Origin of the sequence: Shouchella patagoniensis (genome assembly GCF_002019705.1) — a bacterium.
GTDB lineage: Bacteria > Bacillota > Bacilli > Bacillales > Bacillaceae_D > Shouchella > Shouchella patagoniensis.
In genome coordinates, this window is sequence record NZ_KV917377.1 from 3791840 (window position 1) to 3813419 (window position 21580).

A 21580-nucleotide genomic window follows, 5' to 3' on the forward strand; every position below is an offset into this window, starting at 1 on the left:
TATGAAAGCATCAGTAAAAGTTGGTATAGCTGCAATTAGCACAGGTGCAGTACTTGCGGCCTGTGGGGGGGGAGCAACGGAAGGAGAAGTGCGAATTGCATACTTTCCGAATTTAACGCATATCGCAACAATTGTTGCGCTTGAAAATGATTATTTTACTGAGGAATTTGGTGATGAAGCCACTTTTACAACGATGACTGTGCCAGATGGTGGTGCTTTTATGGAGGCGATGTCGTCAAATGAAATTGATATCGGTACAGTTGGTCCTGGACCAGCGATGAATATTTACACGCAAGAACCGGCACATTCAATTGTAGCAGGGGCTGTGAATGGTGGCGCAGTTCTTATGGCACGAGATGGGGCAGGAATTGACTCTGTAGAGGACTTAGCAGGTGAAAGTGTAGCTATCCCAACCATTGGTTCAACCCAAGACTTAATGTTACGAAAAGCACTTGCTGATGCTGGTGTGGAGGCAGATGATGTAAATCTTGTGCCTCAGGCTCCCGCTGATACGTCAACCTTATTCATGCAAGAAGATGTGGCTGCTGCTGCAACTCAAGAACCGTGGGGAAGTTTCTTAGCGGATAATTTAGATGCAGCGTTCTTATTAGATGCCGATGAGTTTGCTTGGGGAGAAGAGTCTACAAATACTGTTGTTACCGCTTCTCATAATTTTATTGAAGTAAATGAAGACTTAACGCGTGCCTACTTACGTGCTCATACTCGAGCTGTTGAGTTTGTTCAAGACAATCCAGATAAAGCGGCAGAACTTTTTGTGTCTCATATTGAAGCTGAAACGTCGAATGAACTTGATTTAGATGAGATCAAACAATCAATGGAACGGTTATTTCCAACGGTAGATGTAAATGAACAAGTATTAAGGGAAATGGCCGAAATAAGTCATGAAGCTGGTCAAATGAGATCAACTGATATAGACGGATTAGTTGATTTGCAATACGTGGATTAAGTAGATTTAAGCAAGTCGACTTTGTTTCCTGTAGAACATAGATAAAATACCTCAGAGTTTATCTCTGGGGTATTTTTAATAAAGCCATTAGTAACATACAAGTGCATTTTAAATCCCTCCCCCTCTTTTCATTGTTTGTGAAGCGATTCGAGATCTAGTGCTAGTTTGTAGTATGAAACGATTTGGTTTATCTTTCGTATAGGTAATAATGAAATGAACGAAGGGGGCACTGTTTTAATGAATGATATTGAGTTTAATCCTCCGAAAGTAAAGGCATCGATACTTGAGAGAAATCTCTACTTTGGATGTTTTATCTTGCTCGTTATTCAGTGGGGCTTCTTTATTTATCTAGTACCTTCATTGCCGCAAGAAGTACCGATTCATTCATCTTCTCTTAGTGGAGGAAATTATTCGTATGGGCCAAAATGGACAATCATCATTTTACCAATTTTAGCTACGGTGATGGCGGGAGCGATGTTTGGAGTGCGATTTGCAGTAAGAATGATGAATTTTCCCGTCCAAGTAACAGAGGCAAATGCTGCTGTGCTTATCCAATTGTGTCGAGATTTTATTGCTCAAATGAATCTCACTATAGTTTCTTTGTTTTTTGCTATCTTTATAGATTTTAGCCTTGTCGCAACGGATCGGGTAATCGAGGGATTTTGGGTAGTTCCAGGAGGCATCCTAGTCTGGCTCTTTGGAGTAATGATTTATTACATTATCGTAATGCGAAAAAGAGGAAAAGAACAGATGGAGAAATGAGAAATCTGCATAAAAGATGCAGTTTTTTTTTTTTGCCGCATAGATTGGTCTATATGGGCATCGGGGAGCAGAAAGGTGGTGCGTATGAAAGGGATAATTTTAGCAGGAGGTAGTGGTACGAGGTTATATCCAATTACCCGGGCAATATCGAAACAGCTTTTGCCAATTTATGATAAGCCAATGATCTATTATACGCTTTCATTGTTAATGTTGACGGGAATGAAAGAGTTTTTAATTATATCCACACCGGAAGATACAGGTCGATATGAACAAGTGCTTGGGGATGGTAGGAACCTTGGTATCAGTTTAGAATATGCAATTCAGCCAGATCCAGGGGGATTAGCGCAAGCATTTATCATTGGGGAGACGTTTATCGGCAAGAGCGATGTAGCCCTCATTTTAGGCGACAATCTCTTTTATGGACACGGGTTACCTGAATTACTTGTAAAAGCAATTGAAAAAAATACAGGGGCAACCGTATTTGGCTATTACGTAAAGGATCCGGAACGATTTGGTGTTGTTGATTATGATGAAAGTGGAAACGTTCGATCGATTGAAGAAAAACCAGCACAACCAAAGTCAAACTATGCGGTTACTGGACTTTATTTTTATGATAACAGGGTCGTTGAAATAGCAAAACAGCTGCAACCGTCTGACCGTGGCGAACTTGAAATTACGGATGTCAATAAAGCCTATTTGGAATTAGGTTGTCTACATGTTGAACGCCTTGGCAGAGGGATTGCTTGGCTCGATACAGGTACTCATGAGTCTTTACTTGAAGCATCACAATTTATACAGACAATTGAGAAGCGACAAAGCTTAAAAATTGCATGTATAGAAGAAATCGCTTATCGGATGGGCTATATCTCCAAAGAGAAACTAGCAGAACTTGCTCAGCCTCTCAAAAAAAATGAATATGGTGCATATTTGCTTAGTGTTGCTAAGCGAGGGGGAAAATAACGTGGAAATTCTACAAACAAACCTTAAAGATGTTGTCATGATTGAACCGAATGTGTATGCCGATGATCGAGGATATTTTTTAGAAACGTATAACAAAGGGACATTAGAAAAACTAGGGCTGAACGGGGATTTTGTGCAAGATAATCAGTCTTTATCCAAACCAGCCGGTACACTCCGAGGTCTACATTATCAGCTTATACCGGATGCTCAAACAAAAATTGTTCGTTGTGTCCAAGGTGCAATCTATGATGTTGCTGTTGATATTCGAAAAGAGTCACCAACCTACAAACAATGGGTTGGCGTTGTTTTGAGTGCTTATAACCAACGACAACTCGTTGTGCCAAAAGGGTTTGCTCATGGGTTTTGTACGCTTGTGCCAGATACGCTTGTCGCATATAAAGTTGACCATTCCTATTCTCCACAAAACGATCGTGGTATTCGCTGGAACGATCCGACATTTGCGATTGATTGGCCGTGTAGCAACCCGGTTCTTTCAAAAAAAGATCGATCACACCCGTTATTTCATGAAGCAGATATGAATTTTTAATTGGGGGAGAGAAGATAAGATGAACGTGTTTATTACTGGAGGCGCCGGTTTTATCGGTAGTGCCTTTGTCCGGTATCTAGCAAATCGCCACCCTGAAGATCATCTAATTGTTTATGACAAGCTTACTTATGCGGGTAATCTTGATAATTTAAAACAAGTGCAAGGTTGTACATTTATCCGTGGCGACGTTTGTGACCGGAAAATGGTTGAGGAAACAATGCAAAACCACGAGGTTAACGCAGTTGTTCACTTTGCCGCTGAATCACATGTTGATCGAAGCATTGAGCATTCAGGCATCTTTGTACAAACCAATGTAGTAGGAACCCAAACATTGCTTGAGGCAGCAAAAGCGGTTGGTGTAAAAAAGTACATTCAGATCTCAACCGATGAAGTGTACGGGTCGCTTGGTCCAACAGGTTATTTTACAGAGGAAACGCCTCTTGCTCCAAATAGCCCATATTCTGCGAGCAAAGCAGCTGCAGACTTGCTTGTGCGTGCTTATTATGAGACTTACGGAATGGATGTCATGATTACGAGGTGTTCAAATAATTATGGACCTTATCACTTCCCAGAGAAACTTATTCCACTCATGATTACAAACGCCTTGCAAAATAAGCCATTGCCAGTTTACGGCGATGGACAGCATATAAGAGATTGGCTTCATGTCGATGATCATTGCAAGGCCATTAATCTAGTGCTAAGAAAAGGAAAACCAGGCGAAGTTTATAACATTGGTGGACACAATGAACATACAAATATGGATATTGTGCAGCGAATCGTTCAGACATTAGGTGTATCTGAAGAGTTGATTCATTTCGTTGAGGACCGCCTTGGTCATGATCGTCGTTACGCAATCGATTCAACAAAGATAGAGAATGAATTAGGCTGGAAACCAGATTATACGTTTGAGCAAGGTATTGTGGAGACGATTGATTGGTACATTCAAGAGAAGGATTGGTGGCGGCGAGTACTAACAGGTGACTATCGTCAGGTGGACCAATGAAAGTACTTGTGACTGGGGCGAAAGGGCAGGTTGGCTCTGCTGTCACGAAACAATGTTTAGAATCAGGATTTCATGTTGTAGCTCTTGGACGGCAAGAGTTGGATATCGTTGATGAGACGCAAGTGGCAAAGACGTTTGCTGCAGAGAAGCCAGATGTTATTATCCATTGTGCAGCTTATACAAATGTAGATCAAGCAGAATCTGAACCTGTGGAGGCTTTTAAAGTGAATGCTGTAGGCACACGAAATCTTGTGACTGCTGCACAACTTATAGGCGCCAAGTTTGTATATGTGAGCACTGATTATGTTTTTGATGGTACGACCAAAAAACCGTTAGATGAAAAGCTGCCAACTTCCCCCCTTGGGGTATATGGACAATCAAAACGTGCTGGTGAAACAGCAGTTGAAGAGCTTCATACACGCTTTTATATCGTTCGGACTTCTTGGGTGTATGGACATCAAGGATCAAATTTCGTGAAGACAATGGTTAAACTTAGTAAGTCGAATCAACAAATAAAAGTTGTAGCCGATCAAGTTGGGTCCCCTACTTATGCAGAGGACCTTGCAGAAACAATTGTGGAACTCATAAAAACAGAACGTTACGGGACGTATCATGTTTCAAATAGTGGTGCATGCAGTTGGTATGAGTTTGCAAAGAAAATCTTTGAACTTGCTGAGCAAGAAGTAACTGTGAATAAATGTACAACAGCTGAATTTCCTAGACCTGCTCAAAGACCTGCGTATTCTGTGTTTGACCACCGGGCATTAAGAGAGAATGGATTCAAGCCAATGCGCTCTTGGCAAGAAGCACTTTTAGTCTACTGTAAAAGGGAAAAGAGAAGGCGTTCTCCTAGATAATGGAGGGCGTCTTATTTTTTGTAAAAGATACGTCTTTTTCCATAACGAAAGAGATTCATTAGTCGTATAATGGGTTGATAGAAGAGGGGAGAGTAAATGAATGGTGCGGTTGTTTAAAATAGGAATGATGGTTTCTTTGCTTGGGCTTGCTGTGTTCTTAATCGCCTTTTCAAGTTCGACTCCATACGCAAATCAAGACATGCGGGGTTTACTAAACAGGTTGCCTCTTTCATGGCTTGAGCGGACTTTTATAGCGGATATTTCATTTACATATGGCGGACGTCAAATCGGTATTGCTCACTCTAATGTAGAGTCTTTTATTGAATTCTTTTTACGAAAAGGGGCTCACTTTTTTTCGTTTATGGTAATTGGTGTTCTTAGTTGTCGATTAATTGCGTACTTCTGCCGTCTGCGCATTGCGATGATGAGTTCTTTCTTTATTGTATTTCTATACGCTATATTTGATGAGTACAGGCAATCGCTTGTCCCAGATCGAACGCCTCTAGTAGAGGACGTTATCCTCGATACAATCGGAGGGATTGTAGGTATTTTCGTGATTAGTTTATGGGTGATTTATAAGAAGAAAAAACCATCTTCAAAGACGAATCGGTTTGAACCAAGTACAAGAATGGAACGACGGCGATTAAAACAATAATAACGTAAAAAACAAGCGAGCAAATTACGCTTGCTTGTCAAATTGAATAGCTTGTTCGTATCGTGTATATAAGCGTTTCTCACCATGAAAACGGAAAATCGTATACTGGTGGAGCAAGAAACGATGTTCTGTTTCAAAGAGATTAATGGCTTCTTTTAAGCAATCAGCGCGATGGTGTTTAAAGTAGTTTTCAAATTTTTTAAGTGAATACGATTTTAAATAATAGAGTGGAATGACGGTGTTCGCACTAAGTTCTTTTGTTGCTTTCTCTTTGAACTGCTTTGCTTCTTCTAATGCCATTTGTGCATGGGTGACTTTTGCTTCGTAGTGCTCGAGACGTCTCCAAAGTAAGTTACTTCCATGCAGTACAACGAAATAGAGACTAATTGGGAGTAAAAGAAACAATAGGAAAATGAGAATCCCTTTATATAAGGCGAAATCAAACAAAAGCAATTGATAGAGAGAAAGGAGCTGCTTCCCTCCTATTAAATGAAAGAAGAATAGGTAAGGAATAATTGCTAGGGCAAAGAGTGTATTCATATAGCGCAATTGGTAAAAACATCTCAGAGGTCCGCTTTTTAACTCGTCTATACGTTTAGTAAGGTTTTCTCTTTCAGATTCAACTTTCGTTATGGTTTTTACTGTAGGGTGTAGTTTTCTAATGTGATCGAGCCACTCTTCTCGGTTCATCTAATCCCACCTTCCTTTAAATTCTTGTCCATTAGTTTATTTGTATGAACAGGTTCTTGTTGCAATGCCTAATACTTTAGATAAGGTTCATGTGGGACCTCTTTCTTGCATATACATGGAATGCAGCAAAACAGGAGGGGGAATAAACATGGAAAAAACGGTTACAGTTGGGCTTGTAGATGGTTTGCACGCTAAAACGGCGGCCATTTTTGTACAGAAGGCGGGCCAGTACCAAGCGGATGTTCATTTGAAAAAAGGATCTTCACTCATTAACGGCAAAAGTATTCTTGGTTTAATGAGCATTGTATTAAAAAAAGGTGACGAAGTAACATTAGTAGCTGATGGCCCTGATGAGGATGACGCATTAACAACATTAACTGCGTTTTTACAAGAGAAAGAGTAAATGTTCAAACCGTAGTAACCAACTGCCTTTGAGATAAAATCTCAAGGGCTTTTTTGACGTTAATGGTTGTTTGAGTGGCCCATCCTCAAACTATAGTCAAAGTTCAATAGCCTTCTTTTTGATTGTTGCTTTTTGTTGATTATTCGCTAAACTAGCTATACACGGGAGGGGATTGTTTGGAACATTTAAAGACAGATCGATTAATTTTACGTACTTTAGAAATGAGCGATGGGTTAGTCATAGAGCAAAAAGTAGGTGATTATGAAGTCGCTAAGTCCCTATTAACAATACCTTATCCCTATCCAAAAGGTGGCGCAGAGCGCTTTATAGAACAGACAAAAGCTGCTGTTTTATTAGGGAGTCTCTTGTTGTATGGAATTGTTCATAAAGATAAAAATGAATTGATCGGCATGATTCATTTAAAAATGAACGGAGATCATTTGCGAGGCGAACTAGGTTATTGGATTGAAAAAGAAGAGTGGGGAAAAGGGTATGGTACTGAAGCGGCCGAAGCAGTAATGGAATATGGGTTTAATCATCGGGGCTTGCACAGGATTTTTGCGCAAGCGTTTACCGACAATCCCGCTTCTACAAGGGTCATGGAGAAGATCGGCATGACGTTTGAAGGAACACTTCGAAACCATGTGAAAAAAGGGAAAGAATTTAAAGATTTAGCTGTCTATGGGAAAGTCTATCAATAATAGCGTTTTTGAAGTAGCCTTTAGCGGCTGCTTTTTAATTTTCTAGAGAGTTGTTTGCTTGTAATTGGTCAATAGAAGAGAGAAAAGACAAAAAACTTGATATACCCTATAGGGGTATGTTAAAGTACATACATAAGGCAAATTAGAGTAATAGGACAATTACGGAGAAGGTGAAGCGGTTGAGCATACAAAAAGCATCGATGTCGATAACGGGCATGACCTGTGCAGCGTGCGCCACTCGGATTGAGAAAGGGTTAGGGAAATTAGATGGAGTTACAGAGGCAACAATTAATCTAGCCATTGAAAAAGCTTCCGTTAGATATGATGATGAAGCAACTAACCTAGAAGAGATCGAAGCGAAAATTGCTAAACTAGGTTATGGGGTTCGTCATGAGGAAGTCGTATTTGATGTTAGAGGGATGACCTGTGCAGCTTGTTCAACAAGAATTGAAAAGCGGTTAAACAAGATGCCAGGCGTCACAAAAGCAACGGTTAATCTTGCGATAGAAAGAGCCACAGTAACTTACAATGAAGCAGAAACGAATCAGGCTGAAATGAAGCGAGTTGTTAGTAAGTTAGGGTACGAACTGGAAGAAAACGGAACAAGTGGAGAGGCAAAAGAAGCACAGAGTGATAAACAGTTTGGTTTGTTTTTGTTTTCGGCTATTTTAACATTGCCCTTGCTTTGGACGATGGTGACTCATTTTCAATTCACTTCCTTTATCTATATACCAGACATGTTTATGAACCCATGGGTTCAGCTGGTTCTCGCGACACCAGTGCAATTTATTGTTGGTGCCCAGTTTTATCGAGGCGCCTATAAAGCACTCGCAAATAAGAGTGCCAATATGGATGTATTGATTGCACTGGGAACAACTGTTGCTTATTTTTATAGCATCTTTCTTGGTTGGGAGTGGTTTCAAAATGGGCAAGTCGGTATGCCAGAACTTTATTTTGAAGCGGCAGCAGTAATTATTACATTGATTCTCCTCGGAAAATGGTTTGAAGCACGAGCAAAAGGAAAAACAAGCCAGGCCATTAAAAAATTAATTGGCTTACAAGCTAAAACAGCAAGAGTGATTCAAGGTGGAATCGAAAAAGAACTTCCAATTGATGAGGTCACGGAAGGAATGGAAATCGTGATTCGTCCAGGCGAGAAAATCCCTGTTGATGGCTATGTAAAAAGCGGATCATCTTCGGTTGATGAAGCGATGATTACTGGAGAGTCTCTACCAGTTACTAAGAAAGAAAAGGATTCTCTTATTGGTGCAACGATTAACAAGCAAGGATCACTTCATATGATTGCAACTAAAGTAGGGAAAGACACAGCACTTGCTCAGATTGTGAAGATTGTTGAAGATGCACAAGGATCAAAAGCAGATATTCAACGCGTCGCTGACCGTGTATCAGGCATCTTTGTACCTATTGTTGTTGCAATTGCGGTTGCTACTTTCTTTGTCTGGTATTTAATCATTGATCCTGGTAATTTCCGTGCAAGTATCGTACCGCTTATTACCATTTTAGTCATTGCGTGTCCATGTGCGTTAGGTCTCGCGACTCCAACATCCATTATGGCAGGTTCTGGTAGAGCAGCGGAAAACGGTTTATTATTTAAAGGCGGAGAACATCTTGAAAACACTCGCTCTGTCACAACGATCGTGCTTGACAAAACTGGTACGGTCACGAAAGGTGAACCAGAATTAACCGATTTAATTGTTTTAACCGAAATGGAAGAGAGAGAATTACTCACGTATGCAGCTTCTGCTGAACATACATCTGAACATCCATTGGCGCATGCAATTGTTCAAAGCGCAGGACAAAGAGGCATCCAATTGCTTCCGTCCGATCAATTTAAAGCCATTTCTGGTTATGGTATTCAAGCAACGATTGATGGATCGGACGTATATGTAGGTACGCGTAAACTGATGGAGATAAATAACATTGCATGGCGAAAAGCGGAAGGCACAATGCGTGAACTCGAATTGCAAGGGAAAACAGCGATGTTGATTAGTGTGGGAAATGAATTGGCTGGCGTTATAGCTGTTGCAGACACGGTTAAGGAAACATCAAATGAAGCTATCGTGCGCATGCATCAACTTGGTCTTGAGGTAATTATACTTACAGGTGATAACAAGCTAACAGCGGCCGCTATTGCAGAACAAGTGGGAATAGATCAAGTCATTGCAGAGGTTTTACCAGAACAAAAAAGTGATGAGATTGCCCGCTTGCAAAAAGAAGGAAAAAAGGTTGCGATGGTTGGTGATGGCATTAATGACGCACCGGCGCTTGCTGTTGCCGATGTGGGGATGGCGATTGGAACTGGCACGGATATCGCTATTGAAGCTGCTGATGTGACGCTCATGCGGGGAGATTTGATGAGTGTCGCGGACGCCTTTGTAATAAGTGAGAAAACAATGCGGAACATTAAACAAAACTTGTTTTTTGCCTTTGTTTATAATACAGCTGCAATTCCCATTGCTGCCGCCGGTCTTCTAGCACCTTGGGTAGCAGGAGCTGCAATGGCCTTTAGTTCGGTTTCAGTGGTACTCAACGCATTACGTTTACAGAGGGTGAAATTGTCGCAAAAAGGGGGCGATTCCACATGACAATCAAGCGATGGGTTTTCTCTGCGTTGGTCTATTTGACCGTTGTCATCGCGTCTTATGGTTTTATTACCGGAAGTAATCCGTTTGAGAGTAAGAATCTCCATGAGGAGGAACATGGAGATGGCGAACAGCATACAGAATGATTGTTAAAGGTCGTTGCGTAAGCAGCGGCCTTTTGTTATGTGTTACAAGAATGAAAACGATAGCAACTATATTCATCCTCTTAAATAAAGAAAACGATCAATTTCTGTTCTTTGCTCATAAATCCATAAAAACTTGGCTCGGTTTTTCTCTCGCAAATTTTCATCATGACTGTAAAAGGCGATAAAAGTTGCGTTAATTGCAAGCATTATATACCAAATCGCTTTTCGTTCGTCACGAGAAATTTTTCTCTTGCGATGATAGGCTGTAAAAAAAGACTTAATGGATTTAAGCCAGTCTTCTAATTTTGAAGGGTCAGAAAATACCTCGTCTAATAAACTTGTTGAGAAATAGCAGAGGTCAAAGAGGCGCGTACTTTGTTCAGCTTTTTCAAAATCAAGCATCGCTACTAATCGGTTATCTCTAAATAGAATATTAGTAGGATGAGGATTAAGTTGGACGACTTGAAGAGGGATTTGGAGAAATAGTGTTCGCATTTCTTCTTCAACCTCTAGTAGAATTCTGACAATGTCAGGGCTTGTACCTTGCGTTTTCAAAAAAGGAACAACATTAGTGAAAAGTGTACGGACAATATTCCGTTCAGGAAATTGTTCACTAAAAGGTAGGTCTAGCAAAATATCATGTAAGTTAGCAAGCATATAAGCAACTGTTTGAATTTTAGCAGGTTGTTGAAGGTATTCAGATGCTGATAGAGAGGTCCCATTCATATAGGGATAAAGCGCATAATAAGAGTCATTGTGATAAAAACCATAGGAATTGTTTCGTGTTGGTATTGGAGTAAGTACAGGTAGATCCTTTGATTGTAAAAAATAGAGCAGTTGCGCTTCTTTATCAGCTTTAGCGGCATTTGGTTTTCTTTTCATAATGTATTGTTCTGATTCATTGTGCAGGAGTTCAACGCGGTCTGTCAGTTTATCTGTATAGCGAATGTTCAGGCCGTAATGTTTTTCTGTTTCATGCATAAATGGGTCCCCTTCTTTTCTATCTAGTCTGTGTGTCAATAGTAAAGCGACTTTATTGTTGTGATGAAGAACGAAAGATTAATCTATAAAAGGGAAAACATTTTGGTGTTAGCTATAAAAGGTTCATCTTTTTTCATTTCTCACTACGAGGGAGTCTTTTAAGTTTATCACAAGCTAATTCGATTCGCTGTGAACAAGTGTCACAAAATGTAAGGAAAAGAACTTAGGAAAAAATGAGTGTTTGGATAAGTGGAAGGAAGATAGCAGAAAGACAAGGAACAAAACAAGCGTAGCCCTAACAGGACACGCTTGTTTTCATTTAATCCTATTTCATGACTGCTCGAAAATAAAGCAGTCTTGTTACAAGATAATAGATGGTTTGCAAGACCACATAAATAGAAATAACAAGAATCGCATTCATTACTAAATTAGTTTGCAGCACATTGCTAAGCATGATGTAGGCAAAGGTTGCGTGGATGCTGCCAACGATAACAGGTACAAAGAAGAGAAAGCGCATTTGCCCGTCTAAAATACGGCGTTGTTCTTTTTTCGTTAAGCCAATACGGTTTAATGCAAATAACTGCTTTTTTGTGTCTGCCATGTCAGTGAATAGTTTGAGGTAGAGCATACTACCTTGGACGATGAAAAAGATAAAACTGACGAATAGACCAATAAATAAGACAAGAGAATACATTTGCATCCACATCATATATTGCAATGGTTTATTGTTCATGTAACTCATGCCAGCCGCTTCATCAATTGCTTCGGAAAGCTCTCTTTCGTTTTGCCAATTGTCTAGTTCATATCCGATTAGACGAATTGGTTCAGCTGCATCGGTAGCTATTGCTTCAGAAAAAGCATCATCAGAAAGGACGATTGTTCGGAAACCTTCAGTTACTACGCCTTCTTGTACACTGACTGCATTGTAAGAAGCTTCTTCTTCTCCTAACATGACCGTGACAGGACCTTCCTCTAAGCCATCCTTAATGTCTGCGGTCGAAAAGAATTGGTTCGTATCGTTATTAATTAACGCTATCTCATCATTTGCGAGAGATACAGGATCTAGGTCCAATTGTGCGCTGTACTCGTTAAAAGCAGACTCTGGCATCATGTAACTTCGAAACCCATATCCCATCTCTAAGTCTGATTCTAAGGATGCGGGGATCAGAACTTCATCCAACTTAAACAGCACATCGGCATCGTATTCTAGTAAGAGACTATCAATTGCCTCAGGATCAACAACCGTTTGTTCATCAGGGTCATCCTCTACCCATGAATACGTATAAGGCATGCTTGCCACGCCATCATAAATGACGGCATTAAAAAACATATAAACCGTACCAGAGGCTGTTAATACAACTGCACTAATAACAGAAGTAATAAACAACATGCGTGCATAATCTTTTAAACGGAAAAGTGTGTTTGTACGATGAATGATGGTCGTACCTGAATAAAGGCTCTTTTTATTTGCGTATAAACTTTTATAAAGCGCGACAGTCCCTTGTGTGAAGAAAAAGTACGTCCCAAGGACAACCAGTCCGGTCACAGGTAGCATTGTCAGGGCAACAAGCATCATATTCGTCATTACTGCAATTGAATAGCCAGCTCCTAAACAGAGAATGGCTACGATTGTTAACCAAACCGAAGTTTTTGGCATCTCTTTTGGCTTGTTTGCTTCCTTAAGTAAATCAATTACTTTTTGCTTGCGTAGTTTCCAAAAAGAGACGAGTGATAGTAGCTGGAACAATAACAGAAACCCGCCACCTGTTATAAGATAAGCAATCGGAACAATTTGAAATTCAATTGTGGTGTCAACGGTTAATAGGGAAGACATAAACATTAAAAATAGTTTCGAGAAAAGCGTCCCAAGTAAAAGTCCGCAGATGATTGCAATTAATGAAATAATCGTTTGTTCATAATATACAAGTGATCGAATCTGGCGTTTATTCATGCCAAAAAGTGTTAGTAGGCCAAACTCTTTTGAGCGAGCTTGTAAGAACACTGAATTGGAATAATTGATAAAGAATATAGCAAATAAAACGATAATGAACTGTGCGGCGATCATACCATTGCGAATCGCATCATGAAATTCGCCATCTCGGACCTCTGGATGGAAAATAAATTGCGCATAAATAAAACAAATCATGACAGTAAACACACAGCTCAAGAAATAGGCCGCATAGCGTTGAGCGTTACCTGCTACATTTTTACGAGCGAGAATTCGCAGATTCATGGAAATCTCCTCCTAAAACGCTCAATGTATCAAGGATATTCTGATAAAAAGTTTGTTGCCGCTCGTTCGCTCGAATTTCTGAAAAAAAAGATCCATCTTTGATAAAAACGATGCGGTCACAATAGCTTGCTGCAGTTGGATCATGTGTCACCATTAAAATCGTTGCATCTTGTTCTGTATTCATTGCTGTTAATGTATCGAGCACCTGCCTTGCAGATTTGGAGTCAAGGTTCCCTGTTGGTTCATCGGCAAGAATCATTGCTGGCTGGTGAATGAACGCACGAGCACATGCCGTCCTTTGCTGTTGTCCACCAGAAATTTCGGTTGAACGTTTATCCAGGATTGGAGTAATGCCTAGTAATTCGGCAACTTCCTCAAGTCGTTTATTCATTTCCTTATAAGACACCTTATCGAGCGCAAGCGGAAGTAGGATGTTCTCTCGCACAGAGAGTGTATCGAGTAAATTGAAATCTTGAAAGACAAAACCAAGTTCTTTGCGTCGAAACAAGGCAAGTTTGTTGTCATTTAGTTTGGCGGGATTTGTCCCGTTTACTATAATCTCGCCTGAAGTTGGGGAGTCGATTGTAGCTAGCATATTCAAAAGCGTTGTTTTACCGCTACCAGATGGGCCCATCACACCAACAAATTCACCTTTATCTACCTGAAGGGAGAAGGGAAGCAATGCTTGATATGCAAGACCATCTTTTTTAGGGTAATAGGTTTTTGTTACGTTTTTCACTTCTAAAATAGTCATTGTGTATGCCTCCTGTGTTTAATTGTCTTCAGTATAGAAAAAGCGTACCTATAGAACCATCGAATTTGCTTTCAAATGACACTTAGAAGCTTACAATTTTGTCATGTTTGCTTATGTAATGTTGTCGATGAGAAAAGAAGAGTAGCGGTTGTTCCTTTACCTACGATCGACTCAACATATAGTTTATGGCCAAGTTCCCGTGCAATCGTTCTGGCGAGATACAGTCCCATCCCTGTCGATTCTTGGTAAGTACGACCGTTTTCACCAGTGAAAAAAGGGTCAAATATTCGAGGAAGATCACTAGCTGGAATACCGATACCTGAATCAGTGATGGTTGCTTGTAATTGCTTGCCGGTCTTATTGAAAGAAAAAGTAATTCGCGCTTGCTGCTTTTGTGGTGAATATTTTAGGGCGTTATGCACGAGTTGCTCAAGAATGACACGCAACCATTTAGCGTCACTTGTGACCAGTGCTTGTCCTTCTACTTGAACCTCTGGGTAAATCCCTCTGCGGATAAATTGGCGTTTCTCCGCGTTAATAATCTCTCTAGTGAGAGAAGCAAGGTCTACGGTTTCTGCTTTCAGATCAAATGAAAAATGATCAAGTCTAGCTGTATGAAGCATTAACTCAAGTCCATGACGTAAACGGTCATTTTCGTGAGCGATATCGTTTAATAAATCTGTATGGGCAGAAGATTGTTTGCCTTCTTCAACAAGGAGCGAAATGACGGATACGGGTGTTTTCATTTGATGAACCCACTGGTTTATAAATAAATGGTGCTGAGCTTGAGCTTGTTCTAGCCTTTCGATTTTACTCCGCGCAGTCTCTTGCGATTGCATATACAGCGTGAGGAAAGTTTGAGCTTCCATTGAAGGAGGAGCTGTCGCTTTCAACTCTAGACTAGAATCAAGAGTAGAGTTACGTTGATTAGCAAGGTGATGGAGTTTTTTTAAATAAGGTCGATTACGAATGTAATCAATCGCCAGCCAAACAGTAAAAAAGAACGCAGAAAGCATGAATAAATAGATCGTTGTATCAAAATCAAATTGACCTCTCTCAATACGAACGTAGAGGCTGATCGTTAGCACAAGAAATGCGGTGTGAATAAAAAAAAGAAAAGCTACAGATAGACGGTCTTTTAAGAAGGAACGGATCATCGCTTTTCTCCTGTCCAATTGACGGATAAGCGATACCCTTGCCCACGAACGGTTTGGATGGAATCGTATATGCCTATTTCTTCGAGTCGCTTCCGAAGCCTTGTCACATTGACAGAAAGAGTATTGTCATCAACAAAATCAACTTCATCCCACAACGCTTCAAGCAACTCATCCCTGCTTACAATGGATTCAGGAGCATCAGCAAGTCGTTGGAAGAGACGAAACTCTTTCTTAGTTAATTCAATCGGCTGATCTAAATAACTAATCTCATTGCGATCAGGATAGATGTATAAATGATTTAACTCTCTTGTTGTTAGTTGCTCATCGCGTTTATTAGCGTATTCTCCATAAGCACGCCTTAGCGCGCTTTTTACTTTGGCGAGCAAGACTTCTAAATGAAATGGTTTTGTTAAATAATCATCGCCACCATTTTCAATTGCCATGACTTGGTTCATTTCGTCAGTCCTTGCTGATATAAACAAAACAGGCGCATTTGAAAAAGTTCGAATTTGTCTGCACCAATAAAAGCCGTCAAATAATGGCAAATTAATATCAAGCAAAACAAGATCAGGTGTTAACGCAACGAACTCTTGTTTCACCGCTTGAAAGTCTGTTGCTTGAGTGACGTGATAGCCGTAACGCTTAAGGTGATCGGCCATAATGCGGCTAATTTGCTGATCATCCTCCACGATGTATATATGGTACATGATGAACCTCCCTTGATGAACAATACTGTTAGAATAGCATGTCTAATGATTCGAATGCACTGCCTCGAGGTTTACGTCCAAATAAAAAAAGGAATAACAAGAGGAGGAATGCTAAAGGAGAGCGACATGGATGAATTATTAATTTTGGGTATTGTTTCTTTCATTGCATTTATCATAAGTTTCTTGTCAGATAAACGCCGGATTACGAATGGTGTTCTATTAACATTAAGTGTAGTACTTCTATTGCTTGGATTAGGAGCAACACTCACGGAAGGACCGATGAATAGGCTTGACCAAATTGTTCTTTTTAACCTGTTACTGATTGGCGCGTTTACGCCTATTATCTTACTTGCAATCGTTGTTTATTTATTTCAGAATGCGCGGACCTTATTAAAGAGAGAAGGACGAAAACTTCCGAATTTACTTTCCTTATTTTTAGGGGCTGGCGTGCTCGTTTTTTTGATTTTCCTTGGGGTGACGCTTTTTACATTTGAGCCTCTATGGATGGCAGCAACGATTTATGCAGGTTTCTATGGTTTTTTATTTATTAGTTTTCTTGTTTCTTCTTGGCTATACAGTTTCAATCGTCCTTTGTATAACAAGGACTACATTATCATTCTTGGAGCAGGGTTGAAAGATGGGAAGAGAGTGCCACCCCTTTTGGCAAAACGGCTTGATCGCGCTTGTTCTTTTTACCATATGCAAAAGAAAGTTACATCCCCACCGAAACTAATTGTAACTGGTGGACAAGGTGAGGATGAGCTGATTTCTGAAGCTTCCGCAATGCGAGCGTATCTAATCGAGCGAAGTATTCCCCCGCAGCAAATTGTTGTCGAAGATGTAGCAAAAAATACGTATGAAAACTTTAGCTATTCGAAACAATTATTTGCTCAACCAACTGCTAAATCGGTGTTTATAACAAACCATTTTCATTTGTTCCGATCGAGTCTTTATGCGAGAAAATTAGGGTTAGAAGCGGAAGGCGTTGGTGCGCCCGTTACGTGGTATTACTTACCCAATGCCTACACGCGGGAATTTATCGCAATCTTGGTCATGGAGAAATGGATCCATGTTGGTATTTTCTTATTGCTTATGGCTTCCATACTACTACTGCTCTAGTGTATGAACAGAATCTTTTTAATGAGTGTTCCAAAAAGAAGGATATTTGGTTCGTCTCGTGTAAACAAATAAGGAACAAAAAGAGGAGAGGGGTTACACATATGTTTGATATTAGCAATTATTTATTGCCATTCTCACTAGGTGTATCGCGTGCAAAGTCAAGAACACTTGAACATTTTAGCTCCTTACTTGAAAACGGCATTCATTCCTTATGTTACGCCCCTTACTTTGATGAAACCGATACTGCTACCTGGGGAGAAGCGGTTCAGAGAGTTGTAAACAACTATAAAGCTGAAACAACTTTTCCAAAAGACTTTTCTTTGGTGGCAGGCCATACGCTCAAGTTGTCCTCAAGCTTACGCGATGACTTACATGAAGGCAAAGCACTACCGTTAAGTGGGACAGCTTACGTGTTGATTGATGTTAAAGATGCATCTCTTGATAAAGCAAGCAACCAACTATATGAGCTCGCGCTTGGTGGGTATATGCCAATTTTGCTTCATCCAGAACGGGATCAACGATTTCAAAAAGACCCAGCCATTCTCTATCGTATGGTGAAAAATGGGTCATACACCTTGATGCAAGCGGCTAGTTTGCTTGGAGTACATGGAAAGCAAGCAAAGAAATGTGCGCAACTGCTAATTAAAAGTAGGCTAATTCACATGGTTGCTAGTTATGAAGATAGTCCAACAAAAGATGAGCTTGACTTAGTTAAAATAGAACCATTTTTAAAAAAGGTTGATCCTTCTTATGGAGAAGCATTAAAGATGAATCTGATGAACTTACTAGAAGGTCGACCGGGTGTCATTACCGAACCGATGCACCCAGAAAAGAAACGCTTATCTTTTTTTAGTTAAATTGTTCTCATGGTACACTAGATCGGTCAAGGAGGGATCGATGTGGAGGAACGTGCAGAAGAAATAATTGCATCTATTCAAGCTGAAAATGATCGATTGTTAGAGAAATGGCAAACAGAAGGTTACATTCCAATGGAAACAGGTGTACTTCTTTATGTAAAGACTACCACTGGACAACCTGTTGTTGTTAGTATTCAAGATGGAGAAAATGATGTTTATCACATTGAACTGTTACGAAATAACGACAAGTTTGACCGAATTGTGCTTGATGGCAAATACGATGTACCGAGAGAGCGGCTTGCAAGTCAAATTGATGCGATGCTATCGATTCTACATTAGGCATTCGTTTACCAAGGTAAAACCGTAATGAAGGTCAGGGATCTTTATTGCGGTTTTTTATGGTTGGAGAGCGTAAATTCTCGCTAGACTTGTTTAATTGATTGTGTTATACGACAACGCAAAATAAAAGCCTCCATAAGGTCTTCTTTCGATGACCTTATGGAGCAGCTATTAGTTAAATTCTTGACTTTTTTTCTGTTGTTTTTTTGCTTTGCGAAAGTAATAGAGAAACGCTGCGCTCTTAAGTATGCCATGAATCTGCTCTGGTTGTGCGACCGTTGCTTCTTGTTTTGCAGCATTCACTCGTGTTAATGCATATGTCGAAAGGGTTGATGTAGCACGATGGGCAGCTTCGGCTGAATCGTGGACCATATCAAATATTGGGTCAAGCTTTGCGACTTTCCCGTTAATATCCATCAATGTTTCATTTGCGTTATATAAGGTGACTTTCACTTCACCTGTAATTTCTTCAATGCTTTTTTCCGCTTGTGCGATCGTACTTGATGTTTTATCCAACGTTTTAGCTAAATTACGTAATGTTGGGAGCAAGCATAAGATCGCAACTAAAAATCCAATAGATAGTATAAAGACTCCAATTCCTAACCAATCCATCTGTGTGTTCCTCCTCTAGTCTGTGTGCTGTGAATTTTCAATGTGACCAACTAATTGGCTGATCCAATCGCCAACGATAGGAAGTGGTTCAAATAAGCTTAATATAGCAAGAAGCAAGGCTATAAATAGACCCACCCCAATCGTTAAGCCAACACCACGAGCGATACCAGCGATCAGGTTTGATTTAATCACTTGCTTAGTGTCGGTAAAATGAAACGCCATGTCTTTTAAGCGACCATTCGTAGTCATATCTTCTAGCTTGTCCAGTAGCTTTTCAAATCGTTCATTTTCCTCTACTCGTTTTTCATCGCCGCGATGTTTTGAAGGGAGCATTCTACTTTTTTGCTCTTTACTAAGTCCCATGGTTCATTCACCCCAATCCCACTTTTACAATAACTTTCTATAACCGTTTTTGTTAGCGGTTAAACCATAAATGATAGGATTGGAGCGACCGATTGCCATAGGGTGACCAAAAAAGCCGCTCAATAAACATACGGTTTTTACTTCACAGGTTTTGCTTTAAGCATATACTGATAGGCAAGTGTTCGTTCATTTAAATCAGTCGTATTAATCCCTAGCTGTGTACTGATGTTCATTAACTGATGAATCAACTGAAGTTGATGGGGGTGTGCACTTTGGTTGTTGACAATTAATTCAATTGAAAAACCACTTGCAGTAAAAAGTTGATCAATTCCGTTTTTTGTAAAGAAACGCAAATGCGTTTTATCAAGTAACCCTGCATCTACGTAATTCCATGTTCCGTTCAACAGTTCTTCGATGATTGAAATATGACCAACATTTGGAATGCTTGCGTATACAGCTCCTTCTGAAGTTAAGTATGGTTTTACTTTCTCAAGAACAGCCCAGGGGTCAACCATATGTTCCAATACATCTGCAAAAATAATAGCATCAAATGTCCCTTGTTCAAAAGGAAGTGGATCGGCTTCGATATCTCCCACGGTGACGGAATCAAGCTTCTTCCTTGCTGCTGCCACTGCCGATGGGAATTGTTCAAATCCGTGCACAGTAGCGCTATAAGCATCTTTGATTGCAGCTCCCAGTAATCCCTCGCTACAGCCAACATCGAGAACTTGTTTTACGGACGGTTCAATAATGGAAAATAACTGATGGTTGATGCCTTGATAATAAGTTGCTGGCTTTTCTTCGTAGTCTTTATTCATACTGATTCCCCCAATCTTTTCATACACTATATTCAAAAATTGGGCGAATGTGCAGATAGACCCCTTAAGGAAAGAGGTTGTTACGTACCGCAGGACGAAAATGGTTATCTCTGCCAGTCATTGCATCAGCAAAACATTCAGTTTAATCTTTACTCTTTTTTATTTTATGCGCGTAGCGACTATAAAGCCAGTCCGTTTTTTAATTTTCGTCATTCGTTAAAAGGAAACAACCTATTGTATGCTCGAAACAGGCGTGAGTTCGTCCAACTCCTCCTTAAAGAACGGAGACAAGACCTTTCTGTTCCAGTTTCATAAGTAAGTGAGAAGTGAAGCGAATCATAAAAGATATACCTGTAGGAAAAGGGAGGGAGATGCTATACTAGCAGAAATAAGATGAATTGATATCAATGGGGGAGAAAAAAGATGACAGAAATTCGATATGGGGGTTTGGAAGCCGGGGGAACAAAGATGGTTTGTGCAGTCACAAATGAAACAGGTGAATGGATTGACCGCATGACAATTCCGACGAGGTTCCCGGAAGAAACAATACCAGAAATAGTCGCTTTTTTTGAAAGAAATAAAATAGATTGTCTTGGGATTGGCAGCTTCGGCCCACTTGATTTGGTTGATGGATCACCGAACTATGGCTCACTTGCAAACACACCTAAAGAAGGATGGCGAGAATTTCCCCTTCTCGAGGCGTTTCGCCCATTAAATGTTCCAGTGTTAATGACGACAGATGTTAATGGGGCTGCTTTAGCAGAGTCTACTGTGGGGGCCGCGAAAGGGTTAGATAGTTGCATTTACATAACCGTCGGTACTGGTATTGGGGCAGGTGCGATTGTGAATGGTGCGATTCTAGAAGGGTTAAGTCACCCTGAAATGGGACATATATCAGTTGTTCGTCATCCTGAAGACACGTACAAGGGAAAATGTCCGTACCATGAAGATTGTTTAGAAGGACTTGCAGCAGGACCTGCTGTACAAGCACGTTGGGGACAAGCTGGCGTAGAATTAGCGGAAAATGAGTCAGTTTGGAAAATGGAAGCTTTCTACTTAGCACAAGCGATTGCTTCATATTCATATGTGCTAGCCCCAAAGAAAATTATTTTAGGCGGAGGCGTGATGAAGCAATACCAACTTTACCCTCTCGTCCACAAAGAATTAGCAAAACAATTAAATGGTTATATAAATGTTGGCAATTTAGAAGAATACGTAGTTGCCCCTGGGCTTGGTGATGACGCTGGAATTCAAGGCGCTATTTTGCTTGCAAAAAAAGCATATGAATCTGCTTAAATGAGGAAAGAAGAGGCACTGTCAATAAGACTGGACTCTTCTTACTCTAT

General features: G+C 40.3%; 24 protein-coding genes. 15 read left to right on the forward strand and 9 right to left on the reverse strand.

From position 1 onward, the window contains the following. Position 1 precedes the first annotated feature (1 nt). The 7 genes from BK584_RS19700 to BK584_RS19730 all read left to right on the forward strand — a co-directional run bounded on the left by BK584_RS19700 (position 2) and on the right by BK584_RS19730 (position 5751). Positions 2-967, forward strand: coding sequence for an ABC transporter substrate-binding protein (locus BK584_RS19700; protein ID WP_078394162.1), 966 nt, complete (start codon positions 2-4; stop codon positions 965-967). Positions 968-1204: 237 nt separating this feature from the next. After that, on the forward strand, positions 1205-1729 hold the full coding sequence (locus tag BK584_RS19705) for a DUF1648 domain-containing protein (RefSeq protein ID WP_078394163.1): 525 nt from the start codon (positions 1205-1207) through the stop codon (positions 1727-1729). An 84-nt stretch (positions 1730-1813) separates the two neighbouring features. Next, the gene (rfbA, locus tag BK584_RS19710) at positions 1814-2689 is read left to right on the forward strand and encodes a glucose-1-phosphate thymidylyltransferase RfbA (protein WP_078394164.1); all 876 of its coding nucleotides are present in this window, start codon (positions 1814-1816) and stop codon (positions 2687-2689) included. Position 2690: 1 nt separating this feature from the next. Further along, a complete protein-coding gene (rfbC, locus tag BK584_RS19715) occupies positions 2691-3236 on the forward strand; it encodes a dTDP-4-dehydrorhamnose 3,5-epimerase (protein ID WP_078394165.1) in 546 nt (181 codons plus the stop codon). A gap of 19 nt (positions 3237-3255) precedes the next feature. After that, positions 3256-4239, forward strand: coding sequence for a dTDP-glucose 4,6-dehydratase (gene rfbB, locus BK584_RS19720; protein WP_078394166.1), 984 nt, complete (start codon positions 3256-3258; stop codon positions 4237-4239). Then, a complete protein-coding gene (rfbD, locus tag BK584_RS19725) occupies positions 4236-5096 on the forward strand; it encodes a dTDP-4-dehydrorhamnose reductase (protein ID WP_078394167.1) in 861 nt (286 codons plus the stop codon). The genes rfbB and rfbD overlap by 4 nt, the downstream gene beginning before the upstream one ends. A 100-nt stretch (positions 5097-5196) precedes the next feature. Beyond that, entirely contained in the window at positions 5197-5751 is a 555-nt protein-coding gene (locus tag BK584_RS19730; RefSeq protein WP_078394168.1) for a VanZ family protein, read from the forward strand. Positions 5752-5775: 24 nt separating this feature from the next. Here the strand turns inward: BK584_RS19730 and BK584_RS19735 are convergent, their stop codons facing one another. Further along, the gene (locus tag BK584_RS19735; RefSeq protein ID WP_078394169.1) at positions 5776-6441 is read right to left on the reverse strand and encodes a hypothetical protein; all 666 of its coding nucleotides are present in this window, start codon (positions 6439-6441) and stop codon (positions 5776-5778) included. Between the two features lie 148 nt (positions 6442-6589). Here BK584_RS19735 and BK584_RS19740 point away from each other — a divergent pair, with 148 nt between their 5' ends. The 4 genes from BK584_RS19740 to BK584_RS24770 all read left to right on the forward strand — a co-directional run bounded on the left by BK584_RS19740 (position 6590) and on the right by BK584_RS24770 (position 10294). Further along, on the forward strand, positions 6590-6844 hold the full coding sequence (locus BK584_RS19740) for an HPr family phosphocarrier protein (RefSeq protein ID WP_078394170.1): 255 nt from the start codon (positions 6590-6592) through the stop codon (positions 6842-6844). Positions 6845-7020: 176 nt separating this feature from the next. Next, positions 7021-7545, forward strand: coding sequence for a GNAT family N-acetyltransferase (locus tag BK584_RS19745; RefSeq protein ID WP_078394171.1), 525 nt, complete (start codon positions 7021-7023; stop codon positions 7543-7545). Positions 7546-7724: 179 nt separating this feature from the next. After that, on the forward strand, positions 7725-10151 hold the full coding sequence (locus tag BK584_RS19750) for a heavy metal translocating P-type ATPase (RefSeq protein WP_218970347.1): 2427 nt from the start codon (positions 7725-7727) through the stop codon (positions 10149-10151). Next, positions 10148-10294, forward strand: a complete 147-nt coding sequence (locus BK584_RS24770) for a hypothetical protein (RefSeq protein WP_169871403.1) — start codon at positions 10148-10150, stop codon at positions 10292-10294. The genes BK584_RS19750 and BK584_RS24770 overlap by 4 nt, the downstream gene beginning before the upstream one ends. Positions 10295-10366: 72 nt before the next feature. Here BK584_RS24770 and BK584_RS19755 read toward each other — a convergent pair whose 3' ends face one another. From BK584_RS19755 to BK584_RS19775, 5 genes are all read right to left on the reverse strand, one after another. Then, positions 10367-11275, reverse strand: coding sequence for a phosphotransferase enzyme family protein (locus BK584_RS19755; RefSeq protein ID WP_078394172.1), 909 nt, complete (start codon positions 11273-11275; stop codon positions 10367-10369). Positions 11276-11600: 325 nt separating this feature from the next. After that, positions 11601-13508, reverse strand: a complete 1908-nt coding sequence (locus BK584_RS19760; RefSeq protein WP_078394173.1) for an FtsX-like permease family protein — start codon at positions 13506-13508, stop codon at positions 11601-11603. Further along, complete coding sequence (locus BK584_RS19765; protein WP_078394174.1) at positions 13483-14262, reverse strand: ABC transporter ATP-binding protein; 780 nt, start codon at positions 14260-14262, stop codon at positions 13483-13485. The genes BK584_RS19760 and BK584_RS19765 overlap by 26 nt, the downstream gene beginning before the upstream one ends. A gap of 101 nt (positions 14263-14363) precedes the next feature. Continuing rightward, entirely contained in the window at positions 14364-15419 is a 1056-nt protein-coding gene (locus tag BK584_RS19770) for a sensor histidine kinase (protein ID WP_078394175.1), read from the reverse strand. After that, on the reverse strand, positions 15416-16126 hold the full coding sequence (locus tag BK584_RS19775) for a response regulator transcription factor (RefSeq protein WP_078394176.1): 711 nt from the start codon (positions 16124-16126) through the stop codon (positions 15416-15418). Before BK584_RS19775 ends, BK584_RS19770 begins: the two co-directional genes overlap by 4 nt. 126 nt (positions 16127-16252) lie before the next feature. Here BK584_RS19775 and BK584_RS19780 point away from each other — a divergent pair, with 126 nt between their 5' ends. The 3 genes from BK584_RS19780 to BK584_RS19790 all read left to right on the forward strand — a co-directional run bounded on the left by BK584_RS19780 (position 16253) and on the right by BK584_RS19790 (position 18441). Then, positions 16253-17245, forward strand: a complete 993-nt coding sequence (locus BK584_RS19780; protein WP_169871405.1) for a YdcF family protein — start codon at positions 16253-16255, stop codon at positions 17243-17245. Positions 17246-17346: 101 nt separating this feature from the next. Continuing rightward, positions 17347-18102: a CpsB/CapC family capsule biosynthesis tyrosine phosphatase gene (locus tag BK584_RS19785; RefSeq protein ID WP_078394178.1), complete on the forward strand. Its 756-nt coding sequence runs from the start codon at positions 17347-17349 to the stop codon at positions 18100-18102. A 42-nt stretch (positions 18103-18144) separates the two neighbouring features. Next, entirely contained in the window at positions 18145-18441 is a 297-nt protein-coding gene (locus BK584_RS19790) for a hypothetical protein (RefSeq protein WP_078394179.1), read from the forward strand. A 171-nt stretch (positions 18442-18612) separates the two neighbouring features. Here BK584_RS19790 and BK584_RS19795 read toward each other — a convergent pair whose 3' ends face one another. The 3 genes from BK584_RS19795 to BK584_RS19805 all read right to left on the reverse strand — a co-directional run bounded on the left by BK584_RS19795 (position 18613) and on the right by BK584_RS19805 (position 20234). After that, entirely contained in the window at positions 18613-19053 is a 441-nt protein-coding gene (locus BK584_RS19795; protein WP_078394180.1) for a DUF948 domain-containing protein, read from the reverse strand. Between the two features lie 15 nt (positions 19054-19068). Further along, positions 19069-19416: a DUF5665 domain-containing protein gene (locus tag BK584_RS19800; protein WP_078394181.1), complete on the reverse strand. Its 348-nt coding sequence runs from the start codon at positions 19414-19416 to the stop codon at positions 19069-19071. 137 nt (positions 19417-19553) lie between these two features. Then, entirely contained in the window at positions 19554-20234 is a 681-nt protein-coding gene (locus tag BK584_RS19805; RefSeq protein WP_078394182.1) for a class I SAM-dependent methyltransferase, read from the reverse strand. A 423-nt stretch (positions 20235-20657) separates the two neighbouring features. Here BK584_RS19805 and BK584_RS19810 point away from each other — a divergent pair, with 423 nt between their 5' ends. Beyond that, positions 20658-21530 (forward strand): ROK family protein, encoded by an 873-nt coding sequence (locus BK584_RS19810; protein ID WP_078394183.1) that lies wholly within the window; start codon positions 20658-20660, stop codon positions 21528-21530. The last annotated feature ends 50 nt before the right edge of the window (positions 21531-21580 follow it).